The 16,153-nt window shown below is 65.3% G+C and carries 17 protein-coding genes and 7 tRNA genes; 12 read left to right on the top strand and 12 right to left on the bottom strand.

Annotated features, from left to right (window positions below; genetic code table 11):
- Nucleotides 1-5: 5 nt before the first annotated feature.
- The 7 genes from rpe to N2L00_RS06965 all read right to left on the bottom strand — a co-directional run bounded on the left by rpe (nt 6) and on the right by N2L00_RS06965 (nt 5,652).
- Nucleotides 6-674, bottom strand: coding sequence for a ribulose-phosphate 3-epimerase (gene rpe, locus N2L00_RS06995; protein WP_229952130.1), 669 nt, complete (start codon nt 672-674; stop codon nt 6-8).
- 10 nt (nt 675-684) lie between these two features.
- Nucleotides 685-2,178, bottom strand: a complete 1,494-nt coding sequence (locus tag N2L00_RS06990; protein ID WP_227933336.1) for an RsmB/NOP family class I SAM-dependent RNA methyltransferase — start codon at nt 2,176-2,178, stop codon at nt 685-687.
- Nucleotides 2,175-3,116, bottom strand: coding sequence for a methionyl-tRNA formyltransferase (gene fmt, locus N2L00_RS06985; RefSeq protein WP_255863167.1), 942 nt, complete (start codon nt 3,114-3,116; stop codon nt 2,175-2,177). The genes N2L00_RS06990 and fmt overlap by 4 nt, the downstream gene beginning before the upstream one ends.
- Entirely contained in the window at nt 3,117-3,713 is a 597-nt protein-coding gene (def, locus tag N2L00_RS06980; protein ID WP_255765958.1) for a peptide deformylase, read from the bottom strand.
- Nucleotides 3,714-3,787: 74 nt separating this feature from the next.
- Complete coding sequence (locus N2L00_RS06975; RefSeq protein ID WP_255863168.1) at nt 3,788-4,726, bottom strand: cytochrome; 939 nt, start codon at nt 4,724-4,726, stop codon at nt 3,788-3,790.
- A 59-nt stretch (nt 4,727-4,785) separates the two neighbouring features.
- A complete protein-coding gene (locus tag N2L00_RS06970; RefSeq protein ID WP_255863169.1) occupies nt 4,786-5,469 on the bottom strand; it encodes an MBL fold metallo-hydrolase in 684 nt (227 codons plus the stop codon).
- A 111-nt stretch (nt 5,470-5,580) separates the two neighbouring features.
- Nucleotides 5,581-5,652: transfer RNA gene (locus N2L00_RS06965), tRNA-Val, on the bottom strand.
- A gap of 212 nt (nt 5,653-5,864) precedes the next feature.
- On the opposite strand from N2L00_RS06965, the gene N2L00_RS06960 reads away from it, so the two are divergent.
- From N2L00_RS06960 to N2L00_RS06925, 8 genes are all read left to right on the top strand, one after another.
- Nucleotides 5,865-5,938 (top strand) — tRNA-Gly (locus N2L00_RS06960).
- A 69-nt stretch (nt 5,939-6,007) separates the two neighbouring features.
- A tRNA-Cys gene (locus N2L00_RS06955) sits at nt 6,008-6,081 on the top strand.
- A 28-nt stretch (nt 6,082-6,109) separates the two neighbouring features.
- Nucleotides 6,110-6,181 (top strand) — tRNA-Val (locus N2L00_RS06950).
- Between the two features lie 28 nt (nt 6,182-6,209).
- Nucleotides 6,210-6,283: transfer RNA gene (locus N2L00_RS06945), tRNA-Gly, on the top strand.
- Between the two features lie 56 nt (nt 6,284-6,339).
- A tRNA-Val gene (locus N2L00_RS06940) sits at nt 6,340-6,411 on the top strand.
- 25 nt (nt 6,412-6,436) lie between these two features.
- A tRNA-Gly gene (locus N2L00_RS06935) sits at nt 6,437-6,510 on the top strand.
- Between the two features lie 231 nt (nt 6,511-6,741).
- A complete protein-coding gene (locus N2L00_RS06930; RefSeq protein WP_255765955.1) occupies nt 6,742-7,026 on the top strand; it encodes a hypothetical protein in 285 nt (94 codons plus the stop codon).
- A 160-nt stretch (nt 7,027-7,186) separates the two neighbouring features.
- The gene (locus N2L00_RS06925; RefSeq protein WP_255863170.1) at nt 7,187-8,164 is read left to right on the top strand and encodes a GNAT family N-acetyltransferase; all 978 of its coding nucleotides are present in this window, start codon (nt 7,187-7,189) and stop codon (nt 8,162-8,164) included.
- Here N2L00_RS06925 and N2L00_RS06920 read toward each other — a convergent pair.
- Together N2L00_RS06920 and N2L00_RS06915 are read right to left on the bottom strand one after the other, a co-directional pair.
- Nucleotides 8,154-8,651 carry an SRPBCC domain-containing protein gene (locus N2L00_RS06920; protein ID WP_255863171.1) on the bottom strand — a complete coding sequence of 166 codons (498 nt, stop codon included), beginning with the start codon at nt 8,649-8,651 and terminating at the stop codon, nt 8,154-8,156. The two genes, N2L00_RS06925 and N2L00_RS06920, sit on opposite strands and share 11 nt — an antisense overlap.
- A 39-nt stretch (nt 8,652-8,690) precedes the next feature.
- A complete protein-coding gene (locus tag N2L00_RS06915; protein WP_255863172.1) occupies nt 8,691-9,137 on the bottom strand; it encodes a hypothetical protein in 447 nt (148 codons plus the stop codon).
- A gap of 221 nt (nt 9,138-9,358) precedes the next feature.
- Here N2L00_RS06915 and N2L00_RS06910 point away from each other — a divergent pair, with 221 nt between their 5' ends.
- Nucleotides 9,359-10,216, top strand: coding sequence for an SDR family oxidoreductase (locus N2L00_RS06910; protein ID WP_255863173.1), 858 nt, complete (start codon nt 9,359-9,361; stop codon nt 10,214-10,216).
- 171 nt (nt 10,217-10,387) lie between these two features.
- Here the strand turns inward: N2L00_RS06910 and N2L00_RS06905 are convergent, their stop codons facing one another.
- Nucleotides 10,388-11,071: a DUF2268 domain-containing putative Zn-dependent protease gene (locus tag N2L00_RS06905; RefSeq protein ID WP_255863174.1), complete on the bottom strand. Its 684-nt coding sequence runs from the start codon at nt 11,069-11,071 to the stop codon at nt 10,388-10,390.
- 102 nt (nt 11,072-11,173) lie between these two features.
- On the opposite strand from N2L00_RS06905, the gene N2L00_RS06900 reads away from it, so the two are divergent.
- Nucleotides 11,174-12,715 (top strand): MFS transporter, encoded by a 1,542-nt coding sequence (locus N2L00_RS06900; RefSeq protein WP_255863175.1) that lies wholly within the window; start codon nt 11,174-11,176, stop codon nt 12,713-12,715.
- On the top strand, nt 12,702-13,265 hold the full coding sequence (locus N2L00_RS06895) for a TetR/AcrR family transcriptional regulator (RefSeq protein ID WP_255863176.1): 564 nt from the start codon (nt 12,702-12,704) through the stop codon (nt 13,263-13,265). The genes N2L00_RS06900 and N2L00_RS06895 overlap by 14 nt, the downstream gene beginning before the upstream one ends.
- A gap of 14 nt (nt 13,266-13,279) precedes the next feature.
- On the opposite strand, the gene N2L00_RS06890 is transcribed toward N2L00_RS06895, so the two are convergent.
- Both N2L00_RS06890 and N2L00_RS06885 read right to left on the bottom strand, forming a co-directional pair.
- A complete protein-coding gene (locus N2L00_RS06890; protein WP_255863177.1) occupies nt 13,280-14,227 on the bottom strand; it encodes a CPBP family intramembrane metalloprotease in 948 nt (315 codons plus the stop codon).
- Between the two features lie 75 nt (nt 14,228-14,302).
- On the bottom strand, nt 14,303-14,632 hold the full coding sequence (locus N2L00_RS06885) for a hypothetical protein (protein ID WP_255863178.1): 330 nt from the start codon (nt 14,630-14,632) through the stop codon (nt 14,303-14,305).
- Nucleotides 14,633-14,876: 244 nt separating this feature from the next.
- Between N2L00_RS06885 and N2L00_RS06880 the strand changes: the two genes are divergently transcribed.
- On the top strand, nt 14,877-16,151 hold the full coding sequence (locus N2L00_RS06880; protein WP_255863179.1) for a ScyD/ScyE family protein: 1,275 nt from the start codon (nt 14,877-14,879) through the stop codon (nt 16,149-16,151).
- Nucleotides 16,152-16,153 lie beyond the last annotated feature (2 nt).

Genomic DNA, 16,153 nt, shown 5'->3' with positions numbered 1-16,153 from the left:
GCTAACTATTCTTGCACAGCAGCCTCGGCAGATGCGCGCAGTTTGCGGATAGCGTCATTGGGATCACCAGCGCCGTACACTGCCGAGCCGGCCACGAACACGTTCGCTCCGGCCTCCGCGGCCCGTTCGATGGTCTCCGGGGAGATCCCGCCGTCCACCTGGATGGCCAGCGGCAGCCCGGAGCCGCGGACGGCCTCGGCAGCCCGGCGGATCTTGGGCAGCGTCACGTCCAGGAACTTCTGTCCGCCGAAGCCCGGCTCCACCGTCATGATCAGCAGCATGTCCAGTTCGGACAGCATGTCCAGGTACGGTTCCACCGGGGTGGCCGGGCGCAGGGCCATGCCGGCCTTGGCGCCGCGCTCCCGCAGGTCGCGGGCGAGCTTGATCGGGGCCGTCGATGCTTCTACGTGGAACGTGACCGAGGCGAGGCCGGCTTCGGCGTACAACGGCGCCCAGCGGTCGACGTCGGCGATCATCAGGTGCGCGTCCAGCGGCAGCGCGGACACCTGCTGGATCCGTTCCACCACGGGCAGGCCAATGGTCAGGTTCGGTACGAAGTGGTTGTCCATAACGTCCACGTGCACGGCGTCCGCGGCGCTGATCCGCTGCAGCTCGGCTTCGAGGTTCACGAAGTCGGCCGAGAGGATGCTCGGGTTGATGCAGCACTTGCTCACGAAGGGTCTCCTAGATTTTGCGGCGGATCAGTGCCAGGAACATAGCGTCGGTGGCGTGGATGTGCGGCCACAGCTGGGCGGTGGATTCGTGGCCGGCCTCCAGCGCGCCGGGCAGGCTGACGGCGTCCAGCGCGGCGCCGGCGTCGAGCAGCTCCAGGTCGTTGCGCTTGCGCATCACGTCGGCGACGACGGCGGTGGTTTCCGCGGGGTGCGGGGAGCACGTTACATAGGCCACCACTCCCCCGGGCTTAACCGCGTCCACAGCGGTGGTGAGCAGCTCGCGCTGCAGGATGCCGAGTTCGCCGACGTCGGTAGGCTTGCGCCGCCAGCGGGACTCCGGACGGCGGCGCAGGGCGCCCAGGCCGGTGCAGGGTGCGTCGACGAGAATCCGGTCGAAGGTTTCCGGGTAGTCCTCGGCGATGGTGCGGCCGTCTCCGGTACGCACGTTCCAGGTTTCCCCGGGCACGGCGTCCAGGGCCTGGCGGACCAGCTGTGCGCGGTGCGGAGCGGGCTCGTTGGCCAGCAGCACGGCCCCGGATTCGTGGGCGAGGGCGGCGAGCAGTGCGGCCTTGCCGCCGGGGCCGGCACACATGTCCAGCCACTTTTCCACGCCGTCCTCATCGACGGACGCGCCGCCGAGGTCCAGTTCGGCCAGGGCACGGGCGACCAGCTGGGAGCCGGCGTCCTGCACGCGGGTGGTGCCGGCGCGGACCGAGTCCAGCCGGCCGACGTCGCCGGCGGAGAACAGCGCCGAATCCTTCACGAGCTCGCCGTCCGTCGCTCCGGCGGCGCGGGCCTCATCGAGGTCGCCGAGGCCGGGCAGGGCGACCAGGTTCACCACGGGAGCGTCGTTGTCGGCACGCAGCAGGTCGGTGATCTCATCGACGCTGCGTCCGTGCGCCACGAGTGACTGGCGCAGGGCCCGGACGATCCACTCCGGGTGGGAATGCTCAATGGCGGAGCGCTTAACCGCGTCGGTTTCGCCTTCGGTGAGCAGTTCCACCCACTCGTCCAGGCTGCGGGCGGCGACCTTCCGCAGCACCGCGTTGATCAGCGCCGACGGTCCGGCGCCGATGACGGCGCGGGCCAGGCCGACGGTCTGGTCGAGGGCGGCATGTGCAGGGACGCGCATGGCCAGCAGCTGATGGGTGCCGATGCGCAGGGCGTCCAGGACAGCAGGGTCCAGGCGTTCCAGCGGGCGGTCCACGCACTTGGCGAGGATGGCGTCATAGGTGCCCTGGCCGCGCAGGGCGCCGTAGGCCAGTTCGGTGGCAAAGCCGGCGTCGCGCTTGTCCAGCCGGTGCTTGCGGATGCTTTTCGGCAGCACGAGGTTGGCGTAAGCGTCCTCGCCGGAGACGGCGCGGAGCACTTCAAAGGCAACCAGCCGGGCCGGATCGGCTGCGCGGGTGCGCTGGCCGGGGGCGGCGGCGGTGCGGGTCTTCACTGCGGCGCGGCGGCGTTCGTGGCCCTTGTCGTTGCGGTGCTTTTCAGGTTGGGGGGTCATTCGAAGACCACGTCCTCACGGTTGGCGAGGCCGCGGGCCCAGTCGGCCCCCGGCATCATTTTCTTGCCTGCGGGCTGGACACGCAGCAGTTCGAGTCCGTGTGAGCCGGTGCCCACGACGGCGGCGGCGTCCCCGCCGCCGGTGAAGCGGACCTGGCCGGGGCGCAGGTCGGTGACATCGGGGCGCAGTTTGGCCGCGCCGATCTTGAACCGGGAGCCGTCCCAGGTGGTCCACGCGCCGGGTTCGGGCGTGACGCCGTTGATGCGGCGGCGGATAGCCAGGGCCGGCTGCTGCCAGTCCACGCGGGCATCGTCGATGCTGAGCTTGGGTGCCAGTGTGATGTCCCCCTGCTGCGGCACCGGCACGGCGGCGCCGGCGTCGACTGCGCTGAGCGTCTGGGCCAGCAGCACGGCACCGGAGTGCGAGAGGCGTTCGAGCAGGTCTCCGCTGGTGTCCTCGGGCCGCACCGTTTCGGTGAGGGTGCCGTAGACCGGGCCGGTGTCCAGCCCGGTTTCAAGCAGGAAGGTGGACGCGCCGGTGATGTCGTCACCGGCAATGACGGCGTGCTGCACCGGGGCGGCGCCGCGCCAGGCAGGCAGCAGCGAGAAGTGCAGGTTGATCCAGCCGTGCTTCGGCACGGTGAGGGCGCGGGCCGGAACGAGGGCACCGTACGCAACGATGGCTGCGACGTCGGGCTCCAGGGCGGCGATGGCCGCGATGGCTTCGTCGTCCACCTTTGCAGCGCGGATCACGGGCAGACCCAGTTCCTCGGCGCGGGCGGCCACCGGCGATGGCGTCAGGACCTTTTTGCGGCCCAGCGGGGCATCGGGACGGGTAAGGACGCCGACGACGTCGAACCCGGCGTCAATCAGCGCGTCGAGGGACGGTACGGCGACTGCGGGGGTGCCGGCAAACAGGACGCGAAGTGCCGCGGCCACCTAGGCTCCGGCCTGGGTGCCGAACGTACCCTTGGCCGCCTGGCCGAAGGTACCGAAGCTGGAGCCCACGCTCTGGGCACGCTGCGCTGCGGTACGGTCCGCGATCGCGTCGTACTCGCGCTGCCGGATGGCCCGGAGTGCTTCCTTGCGGTGCTCGCCTTCGAGCCGGTCGATATAGAGGGCGCCGTTCAGGTGGTCCGTTTCGTGCTGGAAGCACCGGGCGAGCATGCCCTCCCCCTCGATGCTGATGGGGTTTCCGTGCAGGTCCTGGCCGGTGACGCGGGCCCAACGGAAGCGCGGTGTCTGGTAGCCAAGCCCGGGGATGGACAGGCAACCCTCCAGATGGTCCGGCTGGAGGTCGTCGCTCAGGTCAAGGACGGGATTGACCACATGCCCGGCCTGGCCGTCCACGCGGTAGGTGAATACGCGCAGGCTGACGCCCACCTGGGGCGCTGCCAGCCCGGCACCTTCGACGTCCTCCATGGTTTCCTCCATGTCCGCTACCAGCTTCGCCAGTTCGGGGCCGAAGTCGGTCACGTCTTCGGCGCGGGTCCGCAGGACCGGGTCGCCGAGCGTGCGGATAGTCAGGATGGCCATCGGGGGTTTGTTCCTTACTCTTGCTGCAGGGGATCGGAATCCAGTCTAGTTGGCTCCGCCGCCCGCCGGGACGCTCAGGCCTGAGGAGCGCCCGCTGCCACCGAAGTCTGCGGATCTGCCGTCGGTGCAGCCTGCGGGGTTGAAGCCTGTGCAGCGGGGGCTTCGTGCGCTCCGACCGGGGGCGGCGGCACGGGCAGCAGGGCCCGGCCTGCGGCAACGGCGTCGATGTTGGTCTGCCAGACCCGGCGCAGTGCGCAGAACTTGAACCAGTGCTGGGGCAGCACGTCCGGGTTGGCGCGCATGGGACGCACCTCCGTCTGGCCCACGGCGACGCCAAGCAGCAGCGGGTCCTGTCCGTAGGCCCACGGCTCCCAGGTGCCGGCACCGGCGTCGACCAGCGATTCCTGTGCCTTCATCCCGGCAACGAGCTGCATCACGACCTTGTCATCCAGCTGCTTCACCTGTCCGTCGCGGTCGGTGTTCTTGGTCTTGTAATCGATCAGGCACAGCCGGCCGCCGATCCGCGCCACCAGGTCCAGGGTGCCGGCGTAGCCAAGCTCGGCGTTCCACACGGTGATTTCCGGGGCGATGGGCTGGACATCGTAAAGCTTCCACCATTCGTCGAACCGGTCCGCGAACTGGTGCTCGCCGCGGGCCACAAGGTCCTCGCGGGCACGTTCGAGCTCATGCGGGCGGTCCAGGGCGCGGAGCGCAACCTGCTCGCAGTAGAAGTGGACGCGCGTGCCCCGCTGGGCGGCGGCGTCGCGGTAGCGTTCGGAGGCCGAGGAGGCCTCCTTGACCACGGAGCGCAGCTGCGACGGGCTCCCGAGGGCGGCGGTGAGTTTCGGATCCTTGACGACGGCGGAAGCTGCCATATAGCTGTGCCAGCCGTCCAGGGACGTTGAGCCCTGGGAAATGACCGTGGTGATGGACGGGACCGTGGGCGGCTCGGAAAGGGACCGCGAATACATGCGTCCGTATTCGGTTGCGTGTGCCAGTGCTGGTTCAGTCATGTCTCCAGTCTGCCACCCGGCGGTGACAGTCTGCTTTCGGCTCCCCGCACGGCCTGCGACTAGCGGCGTCCGCCTGCGCGGACCCGGTCCATCACGGCATCGACGCGGCTTCGAATTTCATCCTTGCCTCCGACCAGCCCGAAAGGAGGGCCGTCGTCCGTAGTGCCCCACGGCACGAGTACGTCAAAGTCCAGGTCACGGACCTGCGCGAGGCTGGCGAGGTAATCGCCTCGAAGGTGCTCGTCCAGAACCACCGCTTTCCACTCGCCGTGCTCAATCCAGATGAAGTCCCCGGTGAACAGGAAGCGCCTGTCCCCGTTGTTCCATAGGTAGCTTGTTGTGCCCGCAGTGTGTCCCGGCGTCGGAATTACCTCCAGGTCTTCGCCAATCATCTGAGGCCGGTCAAACACGGCCGACACCGGAAGCGATCCGGCCACCTCGGCACGGTCCCCCTCATGGACGTATACCGGAACATCGAATTCCGGCGCTCCGTACATCGCTTCATGGGCATGGTTGATCAGCAGCCGAGCAGCTCCGCCCCGGTCCATGATGGCCTCCGCGGAGCTGTTGATGCCCGGCGAGTTGTACACAATCATGTTGCCGCCGGGCCGCTCGAGGACGAACGAGCGAAGCAGCACGTTGTGCTGATAGGGCAGGCGCACGGCGGAAGTGGCAAGCAACCCGTCCAAGGGTGCGTGCAACGGGCTGGTTTCCGGAAGGGTCACGATTGGCTCCGTAGTCATTGGGTCCGCAGTGTGGATGCAGGACCCATAACTACGCCCCAAAAAGAGCCGGCGCCAGATAGACGCAAAAAGCCGCCACCTTCCCGAAGGAAAGTGACGGCCAGTGAAGGGTGGGCGATACTGGGTTCGAACCAGTGACCTCTTCGGTGTGAACGAAGCGCGCTACCACTGCGCCAATCGCCCTTCTTTTGCTAAATCACGTTGATGCGCCCGGAAGCACTCCAACGTCTAAAGATGCTAGCCCAGATCCCGCCCCAGTCCAAACCTGGGCCGAACCCGGGACCGATTGGACGAACCCGCAAACGTCCTATAGAGTTTTTCTTCGTTGGAAAGCGGGGGTTCGCCGCGGAAAGCGCAAGCAATCCGGGGCAATAACTCCCTCACCTGATCAACATGCGGACGTAGCTCAGCTGGCTAGAGCACCACCTTGCCAAGGTGGATGTCGCGGGTTCGAATCCCGTCGTCCGCTCGCAAGTCACTGTACAAGCCGCTCCCGGTTCGCCGGGTCCGGTTCTCCAAAGCTTTATGCGGCGGTTACGGTGGGGTGGCCGAGAGGCGAGGCAGCGGCCTGCAAAGCCGTATACGCGGGTTCGAATCCCGTCCCCACCTCCACAGTGGATTGTAAGAAACCCATTTATGGGCGCGATTGGCGCAGCGGTAGCGCGCTTCCCTGACACGGAAGAGGTCACTGGTTCGATCCCAGTATCGCGCACGAACAGTACTGTTTCAGTGCTTTTCTTGCGGACGTAGCTCAGCTGGCTAGAGCACCACCTTGCCAAGGTGGATGTCGCGGGTTCGAATCCCGTCGTCCGCTCTCCCTTCTGCTTATGGTTTTCCAGGAGTAATCCTGAACGGGCCGAGCAGTTTAGGGCGCGATTGGCGCAGCGGTAGCGCGCTTCCCTGACACGGAAGAGGTCACTGGTTCGATCCCAGTATCGCGCACGGACAGTTTCGACTGTTTGCATTTGCGGACGTAGCTCAGCTGGCTAGAGCACCACCTTGCCAAGGTGGATGTCGCGGGTTCGAATCCCGTCGTCCGCTCTCCCCGGCGAATTGCCGGCTTAGAAGGAACAGGTTATTGCCTGTTCCTTCTTTTTGTTTAACCCGCAGTTCATACCAGCCGGATCTGCTCAGCAATAAAAGCTAAGTTTGCTTATTATCCGGCCTATCGATAAAGTCTTTCCAGTAGAGAAAATGTCGACATGGTTTCAGTAGCGGGATCAAAGTTGCATGGCCACCAGGCCGCTCACACCACTACTTGAGGAGAACCACATGGCTAATACGCAGACTCACAACGATCACACGAACACCACCGTTCGCAACGCCAACGACATCAAGGTGTCCACGCGGACCCTCGAATTCGCCGTTTACGTCCTGGCCGTTATCGCCACGATCATCACGGCAGCAGTTGTTGGCGACAACGCCAACGAAAACGGCCTTGACGTGTTCAACGCCGCACAGGCAATGCAGTACATCACCTTCCTCACGGTCGGTCTGATGGTTGCCCGCGGCCTGGCCAAGTCCGGCCACCGCGGTAACAACAACCACAACGCGTAACACGCGTTTCCGGCCTTGAGCCGGACGCTTATTCCGGCGTGGAGCTCCTTGAGCTTCACGCCGGTTTTGCTTTAAATGCACATGTTTCCGGCGTCGGCATCAGCAACTCCCCCGCGGTTCTTTGCCGATAAACATCCCTGAAGACCTTAGAGTGTGGCCTATGGAAATCCGCCCGCTGGACCTCGATAATGACAGCGCCATGGCCGAGGCCTACCGCATTGAATGCGCGGCAAACCAAAGCGTAAGGCCCGGCTGGATTTCCCCCAACAAGGAAGCCCGGATTCTTGGCTGGCGTACACCCAACGGATGGCAAAACCATTTGCTGGGTGCATGGAACGGCACCACATTGATTGGTTTCGCAGCCGGCATGCATTCACCCGATACTCCGGACACCACGTGGATATTCGTTTGGGTCGACCCCGTCCACCAAAACGCAGGGGTTGGGTCGGCATTGGCTCGTGCCGCCGAAGACGCCGGTCCTGCATCCACGGCCAGGTTCGTGGCAAGCGCCATCCGGTCGTCCTCGGTCGAATTGGACGCGCTGATGCAGAATTTTGCTTTCCCCCTGGGTTATTCCCCGGCAACCACCGAAACCGTCGTCGAGCTGGATCTCCGTGACGCACAGCTTGCCGGTCCGACGACGGCGCCCGGCTACGAAATTTCAACGCACGTCAACGGCGTCCCGGAGCGGTTCCGGGAACAGGTTGGGCAGATCAAGGGCCTCGTGGATGCCGAGGCGCCCAACGGCGAGCTCGGCTGGGGTGAGACACCTGTATCGCCCGATGAGTATGCCGCCGAGATGGACCTCTGGATCGCGCAGGGGTCCACGGTATTCGAGTCGATCGCCGTGGACACCGCCGGAAACGTTGCCGCCTGGACCTGCCTGGTCGTTGATGCCGATACCGAACGGCCGGCGCACATCGAAGGGACCCTCGTGGTCTCCGGCCACCGCGGCCACGGCCTCGGAGCGGCCGTGAAGCTGGCTTCCCTGCACCGCGCCGTCGAACTGGGAAACGTCCGCAAAGTCAGGACCAGCAGCGATGACCGGAATGTATGGATGCGTTCCATCAACACCCGCCTCGGTTTCACTCCCGTGGAGACCGAGATCATCCTGCAGAAGGAAACCGTCAGCCCGTGACCGCGTCCGCTGCCACGCGTGCGGCATACAACGTCTCGAAAGTGGCATGCAGCGGCCAGAACCGGGACGCAGGAATGGCGCCCCCGGCAATGGCGGCTTCCAGATACGTCAGGTCGGTAATCCAGCCGGGGCCGTAGGAATCGACGAGGGCTCCGAGGTCGTGGTGCGTGAAGTCCATCAGTGTCCCCTCCTCCGCGTCCTGCAGCCGGATCTGGATCCGTGATTCGTGTTCCTCGGGAAACTCCCAGCTCATGGCCAAATGGCGCGGCTCCTCCACGTCGGTGATAACGCTGCGGGACAGGTAGCCGCCGCTATGGTCGACGACGATTGATCCGTCCGCTCGAACGTCGCATTCCACGGGACGGCCCAGCCACTGGGACAAAAGGGCTGCATCAGCGAACCCCGCCCAGACGGCCGGCGCCGGGGCGGGAAACGTCCAGGAAATCCGAAGCGAACCGTCGGCGGTCGAAACTGAAGTGAGCGGCATGGCCACGATTGTGGCACACCGTCATGTTCGCCGCACCGATCAGTTTCCGATGGCGAGTGCCAGCTGTTCGGCGGACGGGAGATCAGCCAGCACCACCTGGTACCGGTGGCCGCCGGCGTCGGAGAACGTGACTGCACCGGCGCCGCCCATGTTCAGTCTCGTCAGGGAGCCGCGTCCGTGCCGCGTCACGGGCCAGTTCACCAGTCCGGTGTTCAGTCCGTGGTCTTTGGCGACCATGATGTCCTGTACGTTTCGGCGCTGAATGGAGCGCTTCCACAGGGGTCCCCTTAAGGTGACGTACTGCTGGTCTACTGCGACCGTAATCCGGGCAAGGAAACACCACCAGCCGGCAGCGAGCAGGAACGCTGCGGCTGCAAAATACAGCGGCCACACCGACTCGACGGCTGCCCCTACGCCCAGCGCGGCACCCACGGCGGCCAGCAAGGCTCCGCCTCCCCACCGCAGCCAACCGGGCGAACGTTCCACGAACCTGACACTGCTTGCCGGTGCCTGCGGCGCCATGCCTTCCCCCTCATCGTTTGCGCGGGCGGTCCTGATTAGGGAACGCTACCTCATTCTCCTGGCACCCTGAGAGGCTGCCGCCTACCCCATCCGCTCTTCCAGTCCGCAACTGTCTCGCTGGTGATCCAGCCGGTCCGCGCATAGTCTTTCACCACTCCCGCTGGCCCACCTGAAAGGATCCTTCCGTGACCATTGCCATCTTCGGCGCGACCGGACAACTCGGCGGCCTCGTGATTGACTCCCTGATCGCACGCGGTGTCGCGCCGGGCGACATCCTTGCCCTGGGCCGCAACCAGGACCGCCTGTCCCAGCTCGCCGGCCGCGGCCTGCGTACGGCACGGGTTGACCTCGACGACGCCGCCACCACAGCCGGTGTGCTGGACGGCGTCGAAAAGGTCCTGCTCATTTCCATGAGCGAACCGGGACGCCGCGTTGCGCAGCATGCAAACGCAATCGAGGCAGCACGGAACGCCGGCGTCCGCCAGCTGGTTTACACCTCAGTTCTTGAGGCGCCGACGACGATTCTCGCCCTCGCTCCGGAGCATCGAGCGACCGAGGAACTCATCACTGTGTCCGGCCTTCCGGCGACCTTTCTGCGCCATGGCTGGTACACGGAAAACCACAGGCAGGAGTTCGACGCCGCGCGGCAAACCGGCGTCGTCGCCAACAGTGTGGGTCCAGGGCGCATTGCCAGCGCCCCGCGCCGGGACTATGCCGAGGCAGCCGCTGTCGTGCTCAGCACTCCAGGCCACGAAGGCAAGGCCTATGAACTATCCGGGGATACGGCCTGGACCTACACGGAATTCGCTGCGGCCGCTCAGGAAGTGCTTGGAACCCCCGTGCGCTACGAGGTCCTGGCACCGGAGGAAGAACAGAAACAGCTGGTCGCCCTCGGACTTGATGAGGCGACCGCAGGCTTCCTGGGTACGCTCAATGCCAATATGCGCGACGGTGCGTTGGCTCCGGCGCCCGGCGACCTGGCCAAACTGATCGGCGGGCCTACCGAGCCGCTGATCGAGACTATGCGCGCCTGGGTCCGCTGAGCTGCGTCTTACGCTGACGTGCGGCGGCACCTGACATTCACGAATTCGAAAGCAAGAAAAGCGCCGATTCCCAACGGACCCATTGCGCCGCCGCAATACCAAGAGAAAAACGGGCGCAATACTATTGGGTGAGGCCGCGAATACCGTCAAGCCCTACAGCTGGCTGCGGTGTCAGGAATCGTTTAGCGCAGTGTCGATAATCTCTCGGCTTGGCAGGTGCAATGCTTCCGCCGCACTGAGCCCGGTGGCCGCCAGGAAACGGTCAACGAGGCGGTTCCCTGCGGCGTAGCCTGCCCCCGCCGGAAGACCTACCGGTTCAGCCCCGAACCGACGGGCTGCTTCATCGCCGTGCACCCAGGCGGTGAAGTTGTTCATCCCGCCGATATCCAGCCCGGATAGGACCTTCTCGAACACTGCGTCATCGTGAAGGTGCGGTAGACCCATGGGCGTGTAACCCAGTTGGTCCCCGTCGAGCTGGCGGGCAAAGGCATCCGCCATGAAGTATTCGTCCGCAGGGTCGCCAAGCACCATAAGGACGGTAATCTCCGGCACCTTGACTTCAGGAACGGCTTGGACCTGCAGGTCAACTGCGTTCGCCAGCGCGTTTTCGATCCGCCCCCAGGCATCCGCCGTCGTCAACCGGGCGAGCCCCTCACGACAGCTTTCACTGTCGCGGTCCAAGGGGAAGCCAAAACTCAGACCGTGCATTGCCGCCAGGTCCACCTGCCCCGGAAAGTACCGGCACATGCCTTCCATCGGAGCAAGCATCGAACGCAGCAACCCGCTGCGCTCCCCCTCGGCGGCCTGGAGCACCGCTTCCATTCCCGCGGCGCTGTCCAGCACGATGATTGTCATACCGGCACCCTAACGCCTCCCCCGTTTACCTGCCGGCCCAGGGCGCCTCCGCCATAGCGGATCTGAAGATTAACGAACCAAATGGTTTGTTAGTCTTGGGGCATGAGCGCACTTCCCTCCATCTCTCCCACCAAGGCGGGGCGCAAGGAATGGCTCGCCCTCGTCGTCCTCATCCTCGCCGTAACCCTGCTCGCCATCGACGGCACCGTCCTTTATATGGCGGTCCCTGCCCTGACAGCGGACCTGTCGCCGTCAGCCACCCAGATCCTCTGGATCGGCGATATCTACTCGTTCGTCCTGGCCGGCCTCCTCGTGACGATGGGGAACCTGGCGGACCGCATCGGACGTAAACGTCTTCTAATGATCGGCAGCATCGCCTTCGGCGTAGCTTCCCTGCTGGCTGCCTTCGCGCCGTCCGCGGAGGTGCTGATTACGGCACGTGCCCTGCTGGGCATCGCCGGCGCGACCATCATGCCCTCCACCCTGTCGATCATCCGCAACCTGTTCCACGACCCAGTCCAGCGGACACGCGCCATCGCCATCTGGTCTGCGGGAGCGATGGCGGGCGGCGCCGTCGGGCCGTTGGTCGGCGGCGCCCTGCTGGAATTCTTCTGGTGGGGTTCAGTCTTCCTGATCAACGTTCCGGTGATCGTCCTTATTGTGGTGCTCGGCATCTGGCTTCTGCCCGAGTCCAAGAACCCCAATGCCGGAAAAATCGACCTGGTTTCCGCCGCGCTCTCAGTACTGGCCATTGTGCCGGTGGTGTACGCCGTCAAGCAGGTGGTGGGCCACGGACTGGATTGGTCCGTCCTTCCAACCCTTCTCCTGGGTCTGGGCGCAGGATGGTTGTTCCTCCGGCGCCAGCAAAAACTGGAAACGCCCCTCGTGGACATCAGCCTGTTCCGCATCCCTGCCTTCGGCGGAGCAGTGGCGGCCAACGCCCTGTCCATCTTCGCCTTCTTCGGGCTGCTGTTCTTCTTCTCCCAGTACCTGCAACTGGTCCGCGGTTACTCCCCCTTCTGGGCGGGAATGGCGGAAATGCCCGCAACCATCGCTTCCCTGGCCGTAGTAGGAGTAGTCGGTTTCGCTTTGTCCAAGCTGGGCTTGGGCCGTGCCATTGCAGCCGGCCTGCTTATCGGTGCCCTGGGGCTGGCACTGCTTGGCCTGACCGAAGGATTGCCCAGTTACGCGGGCATCGGCATTGCCCTTGCGGTAATCGGTCTGGGAACGGGCCTGGCCATGACGCTTTCCACGGATGCCGTTGTGGCTGCGGCCCCGCCGGCACGGGCGGGTGCGGCGTCGTCCATCGCGGAAACCGCTTACGAGCTGGGCGTCGCGCTGGGCATCGGCGTCCTCGGATCGGTCCAAACCGCCCTCTACCGAGCACAGCTGGAGATCCCTTCGGACACCTCCCCTGAAGCGGCGGCAGCCCTGCAGGATTCCCTGGCCAGTGCAGCCGGTGAGCTGGGCAAAACCGATGATACTTTGCTGGTCGTGGCGCAGCAGGCGTTCACGCATGGCATGCAGGTGACGTCGTTTATTGCTGCCGCACTGCTGGTGGTGGCAGCGGTCATCGCCTGGCGCCTCATCCCGTCGGATATCTCTCTGGACAAGAGCACTGGAGAACCTCATGAAACCCACTGAATCGACGGCGACGCGCGACAAGGAACGGACTCGGCGGGCAATCATCGATGCCGCGTCCCAGATGATTTATTCCCACGGCGCAAACGTCAGCCTGGCTGACATCGCTTCAGCCGCCGGGGTATCCAAGGGAGCGCTGACCCACCATTTCACCAGCAGGAGCGCCCTCGAGGAAGCAATCCTGGTGGACGTGTCGCAGCGTTTATGGGACGTGGTGCACGAGCGCCTGGATTTTTCGGAAGACCGGCCGGGGAAACTGCTCCGCGCGTACATCCGTGCACTAACCGACGACGACGCCGCCGTACGGGACGTTGTCTCTCCCGGTTCGCTTCTGCTCATTATCGGCGGTGGCCAACCCGGGCAGGAGGCGCTTAAAGCCGATGCGGGGAAATGGCGGAAGGCTTTCGACGCCGACGGTATCGATCCTGCGCTGTCGCTGACCATCCGCTACGCAGCCGAAGGGCTCGCGGCGTCCATCGGAACCCCATATCTCACTCCGGCTGAACTCCGGTCAGCTCGAACCCGCCTCCTCGCGATGGCGGAACCTGCCTAACGGGGACCGGTTCCCTAGGCTGCAGCGCCGGCTCGTCCGGCCCGGCGCTGCAGCCGCCGGCGTACGGCAATGAAGGCAACGCCGGCAAGGATGATGTGCACCAAGACCATGGCGATCGCATCCGGTTCAACCCAGACGATGGTCCATCCTGAGTCGAGCCATCCCGTTCCCCCGAGAATCGTGCGGGTGACGGTTAGCTGCGTCCAGTGGAAGGCCACTGCCACCAACAACGCGCCGGGCACGGGGATGCGCCGGGCCGCCACGAGCGCCAGCCCGAACAGCACCAGCTGCACGATGTAGACAATCGGGTCGTTGCCTGCAGGGAACACCTCGATTCCTCCTCCGTCGCCGCCGAGCACCGTGGTGATAGCCCACCGCACCGGTCCCACCACCACTCCCACGAATGGGAACAACGCAGTGGTCACCAGCGTCGCAACCGCCAGCCCCCAGCCGTCCCGCAGGTTCGTCCAGACATACCCGCGCAGGGCAAGTTCCTCCGGAAGCGCCTCGTAGAGAGCCAGCACCACGCCGTTCAGGAGCAGGAAGCCCAGGAACGCGGCAAGGTCGAGCTGTTCCACCCGTATCCACCCGGCCAGGCCGGCGGGTAGCCAGACGAGGAGGCCGGTGAGCGCGCCGACGGCCATGCCCAGGGCCAGCGGCCGGGCGGCTGACCTGCTGAGGCCGAGTCCCTCCAGGTCGCGGTGGTCGAGCCGCCGACGCAGCAGCACGATACCCGGCACCACGACGGCGGACATCAGCACTGCCTGCAACAGGACTTCAGGAAGCCGTCCCCAACCAAATGCCTGGCCCAGGGCTTCGGCAATTCCTATGGCGGTTCCAAGGCCGATGCCGAGAAACGCCCATCCAAGGACTGCAGCCTGAAGTGCGCGCCACCGCGGAATCGGTTGCCGCGTCTGGTCCGGCAGGTGAGACGTCACTGCAGTCGGTGTGCGTGCAGGCATATCGAGGGTCCTCATTTATCGCGTCGGGGCGGTAGTGCAGGATCGACGCCAGTCCACCACGAAGACCCGGGCAACCTACGCAGCCACGCCCGCTGGGTTGATTGCCGCGGCGACCGTAGCGGTGGCAGCGTACATCCGAGCAGCAACGGCGTCCTTGTTCGTCGACTCGGACTCGTGGATAAAGGCGGTTTTGCCGCGTCGTATTCCACAGAAGTCGATGATGCCGTGCTCCGCCGAGGTGCTGAAGGACTGCGTGTAGCCGTGCCTGGCAAAAGATTCAAAGCCCTCCTGTGCCAGGTGGACGATGCGGGTCGGCTCCTCCCCCAGCAGGTTGTGCAGCTGTGCCGCGGTGGCGTGCGTCAGCGATCCCGGATCCGGATGCGCGGTAACGATCAAGGTGCTCATGGCTGCTTACTCCTATCACCTGTCCCCCGGCCTCGCACCGGGCCCCGAAAAATTACTCGCTTCGGCACCCCGGAAACTACTTGGTTTTTCTGAACGGCGGGCCGGCGCATGTGCCAAAACTACGTGTTCGCAGAGCCCGGCCGTCCCTAGGCTTTGAATGCCTTGGCCGGGGGCGTGGCCGGGATCCACGGGAGGCCAAGAGGCGAGTCTCGCATTGCACCGCACCAATGCTGAGGAGATCACCGTGAAGAAATCATCACCTGCCCTCGCCGTTCTTGCCGCAACCGCAGCGCTGGGGCTGGCAGCCTCACCTGCGACCGCCGGCGGACGGCACCACCCACCATCACCATCCTCAGTACCTGTTGCCGGGGAAGTTACCACCGTTGCCGAGGGGCTGCTCGGTCCCTTGAGTTTCGCCGTCGGCCGTGGCGGCACCCTCGACGTAGCCCAATCATTCACTACGCTCCTGACCCGCATTACTGACGGCGGAGAACCCGAGGTCCTGGCAACGGCACCCGACGGCTATTCCCCGGGTTCCGTTTCCCGCGACCGTGGAGCTACCTATTACACGGTTGCCACCGGCGCCGGAAGCAACGACCCGGTCGCCAACGTCACCTTGCTGCAGTTCATTGACCGGGACGGCAACATTGAGACCGTCGCGGACATTTCCGCCTACGAATTCGCTGAGAATCCGGACAGCATCAACACTTACGGCTTCGAGGAGGCGCTTCCCGCCGAATGCGCGGCCCAACTGCCGCCTGGTGTTGCCCCTGCTCCCTACACCGGGCTCCCGGACTCCAACCCCGTGGCTTCGCTTCCCGGCAGGTACGGCGGAACCATCGTGGCCGACGCGGGAATGAACGCCCTCATCCAGGTGAACGACGACGGCGGCATCCTGACGGTCGCGGTGCTGCCTCCTGTGCCGCTCACCATTACCGCCGAAACGGCCGCGGGGTTCGGGCTGCCGGCGTGCACGGTGGGACTCACCTACAACCTGGAACCGGTGCCGACCGACGTCGAACGCGGTCCCGACGGCGCCCTGTACGTGACCTCGTTGCCGGGCGGCCCGGAGGGTGGAGCTCCGGGTTCCGTGTTCCGGGTCGAGGGATCCACCGGTGCTACGGAGCTTGTGGCCACCGGCTTTGCCGGAGCCACCGGACTGGCCGTCAACGACAACGGGGACATCTTCGTGGCTGAGCTGTTCGGCAACCGGATTTCGGTGGTGCCGGCCGGATCAGACACTCCGGAGCTGTTTCTGGAGGCGAACCAACCGGCCGCCCTGGAGCTGCGCGGCGACGCGCTGTACGCATCGGTTGATGTACTGGCCAGCGGACCACCGCTTGGAGCAGGCGCCGAAGAGCCGCCAACAGTGGAACCTCCGGCCGAGCCGGCTCCTCCAACCAGCGGCAGCATCATCCGGATCGAACTGGACGACAACTGCGCCGGATACCACCATCACCACGGCGGTTCAAATCGGCACTCGGGTGACGGCGTCCGGGAGGACGGGTCCGGGGAATAGTC

The organism is Arthrobacter sp. zg-Y1171 (assembly GCF_025244845.1).
GTDB lineage: Bacteria > Actinomycetota > Actinomycetes > Actinomycetales > Micrococcaceae > Arthrobacter_B.
The sequence above is the reverse complement of the archived record's forward strand: the minus strand, read 5'-3'. Positions and strand labels throughout refer to the sequence as shown.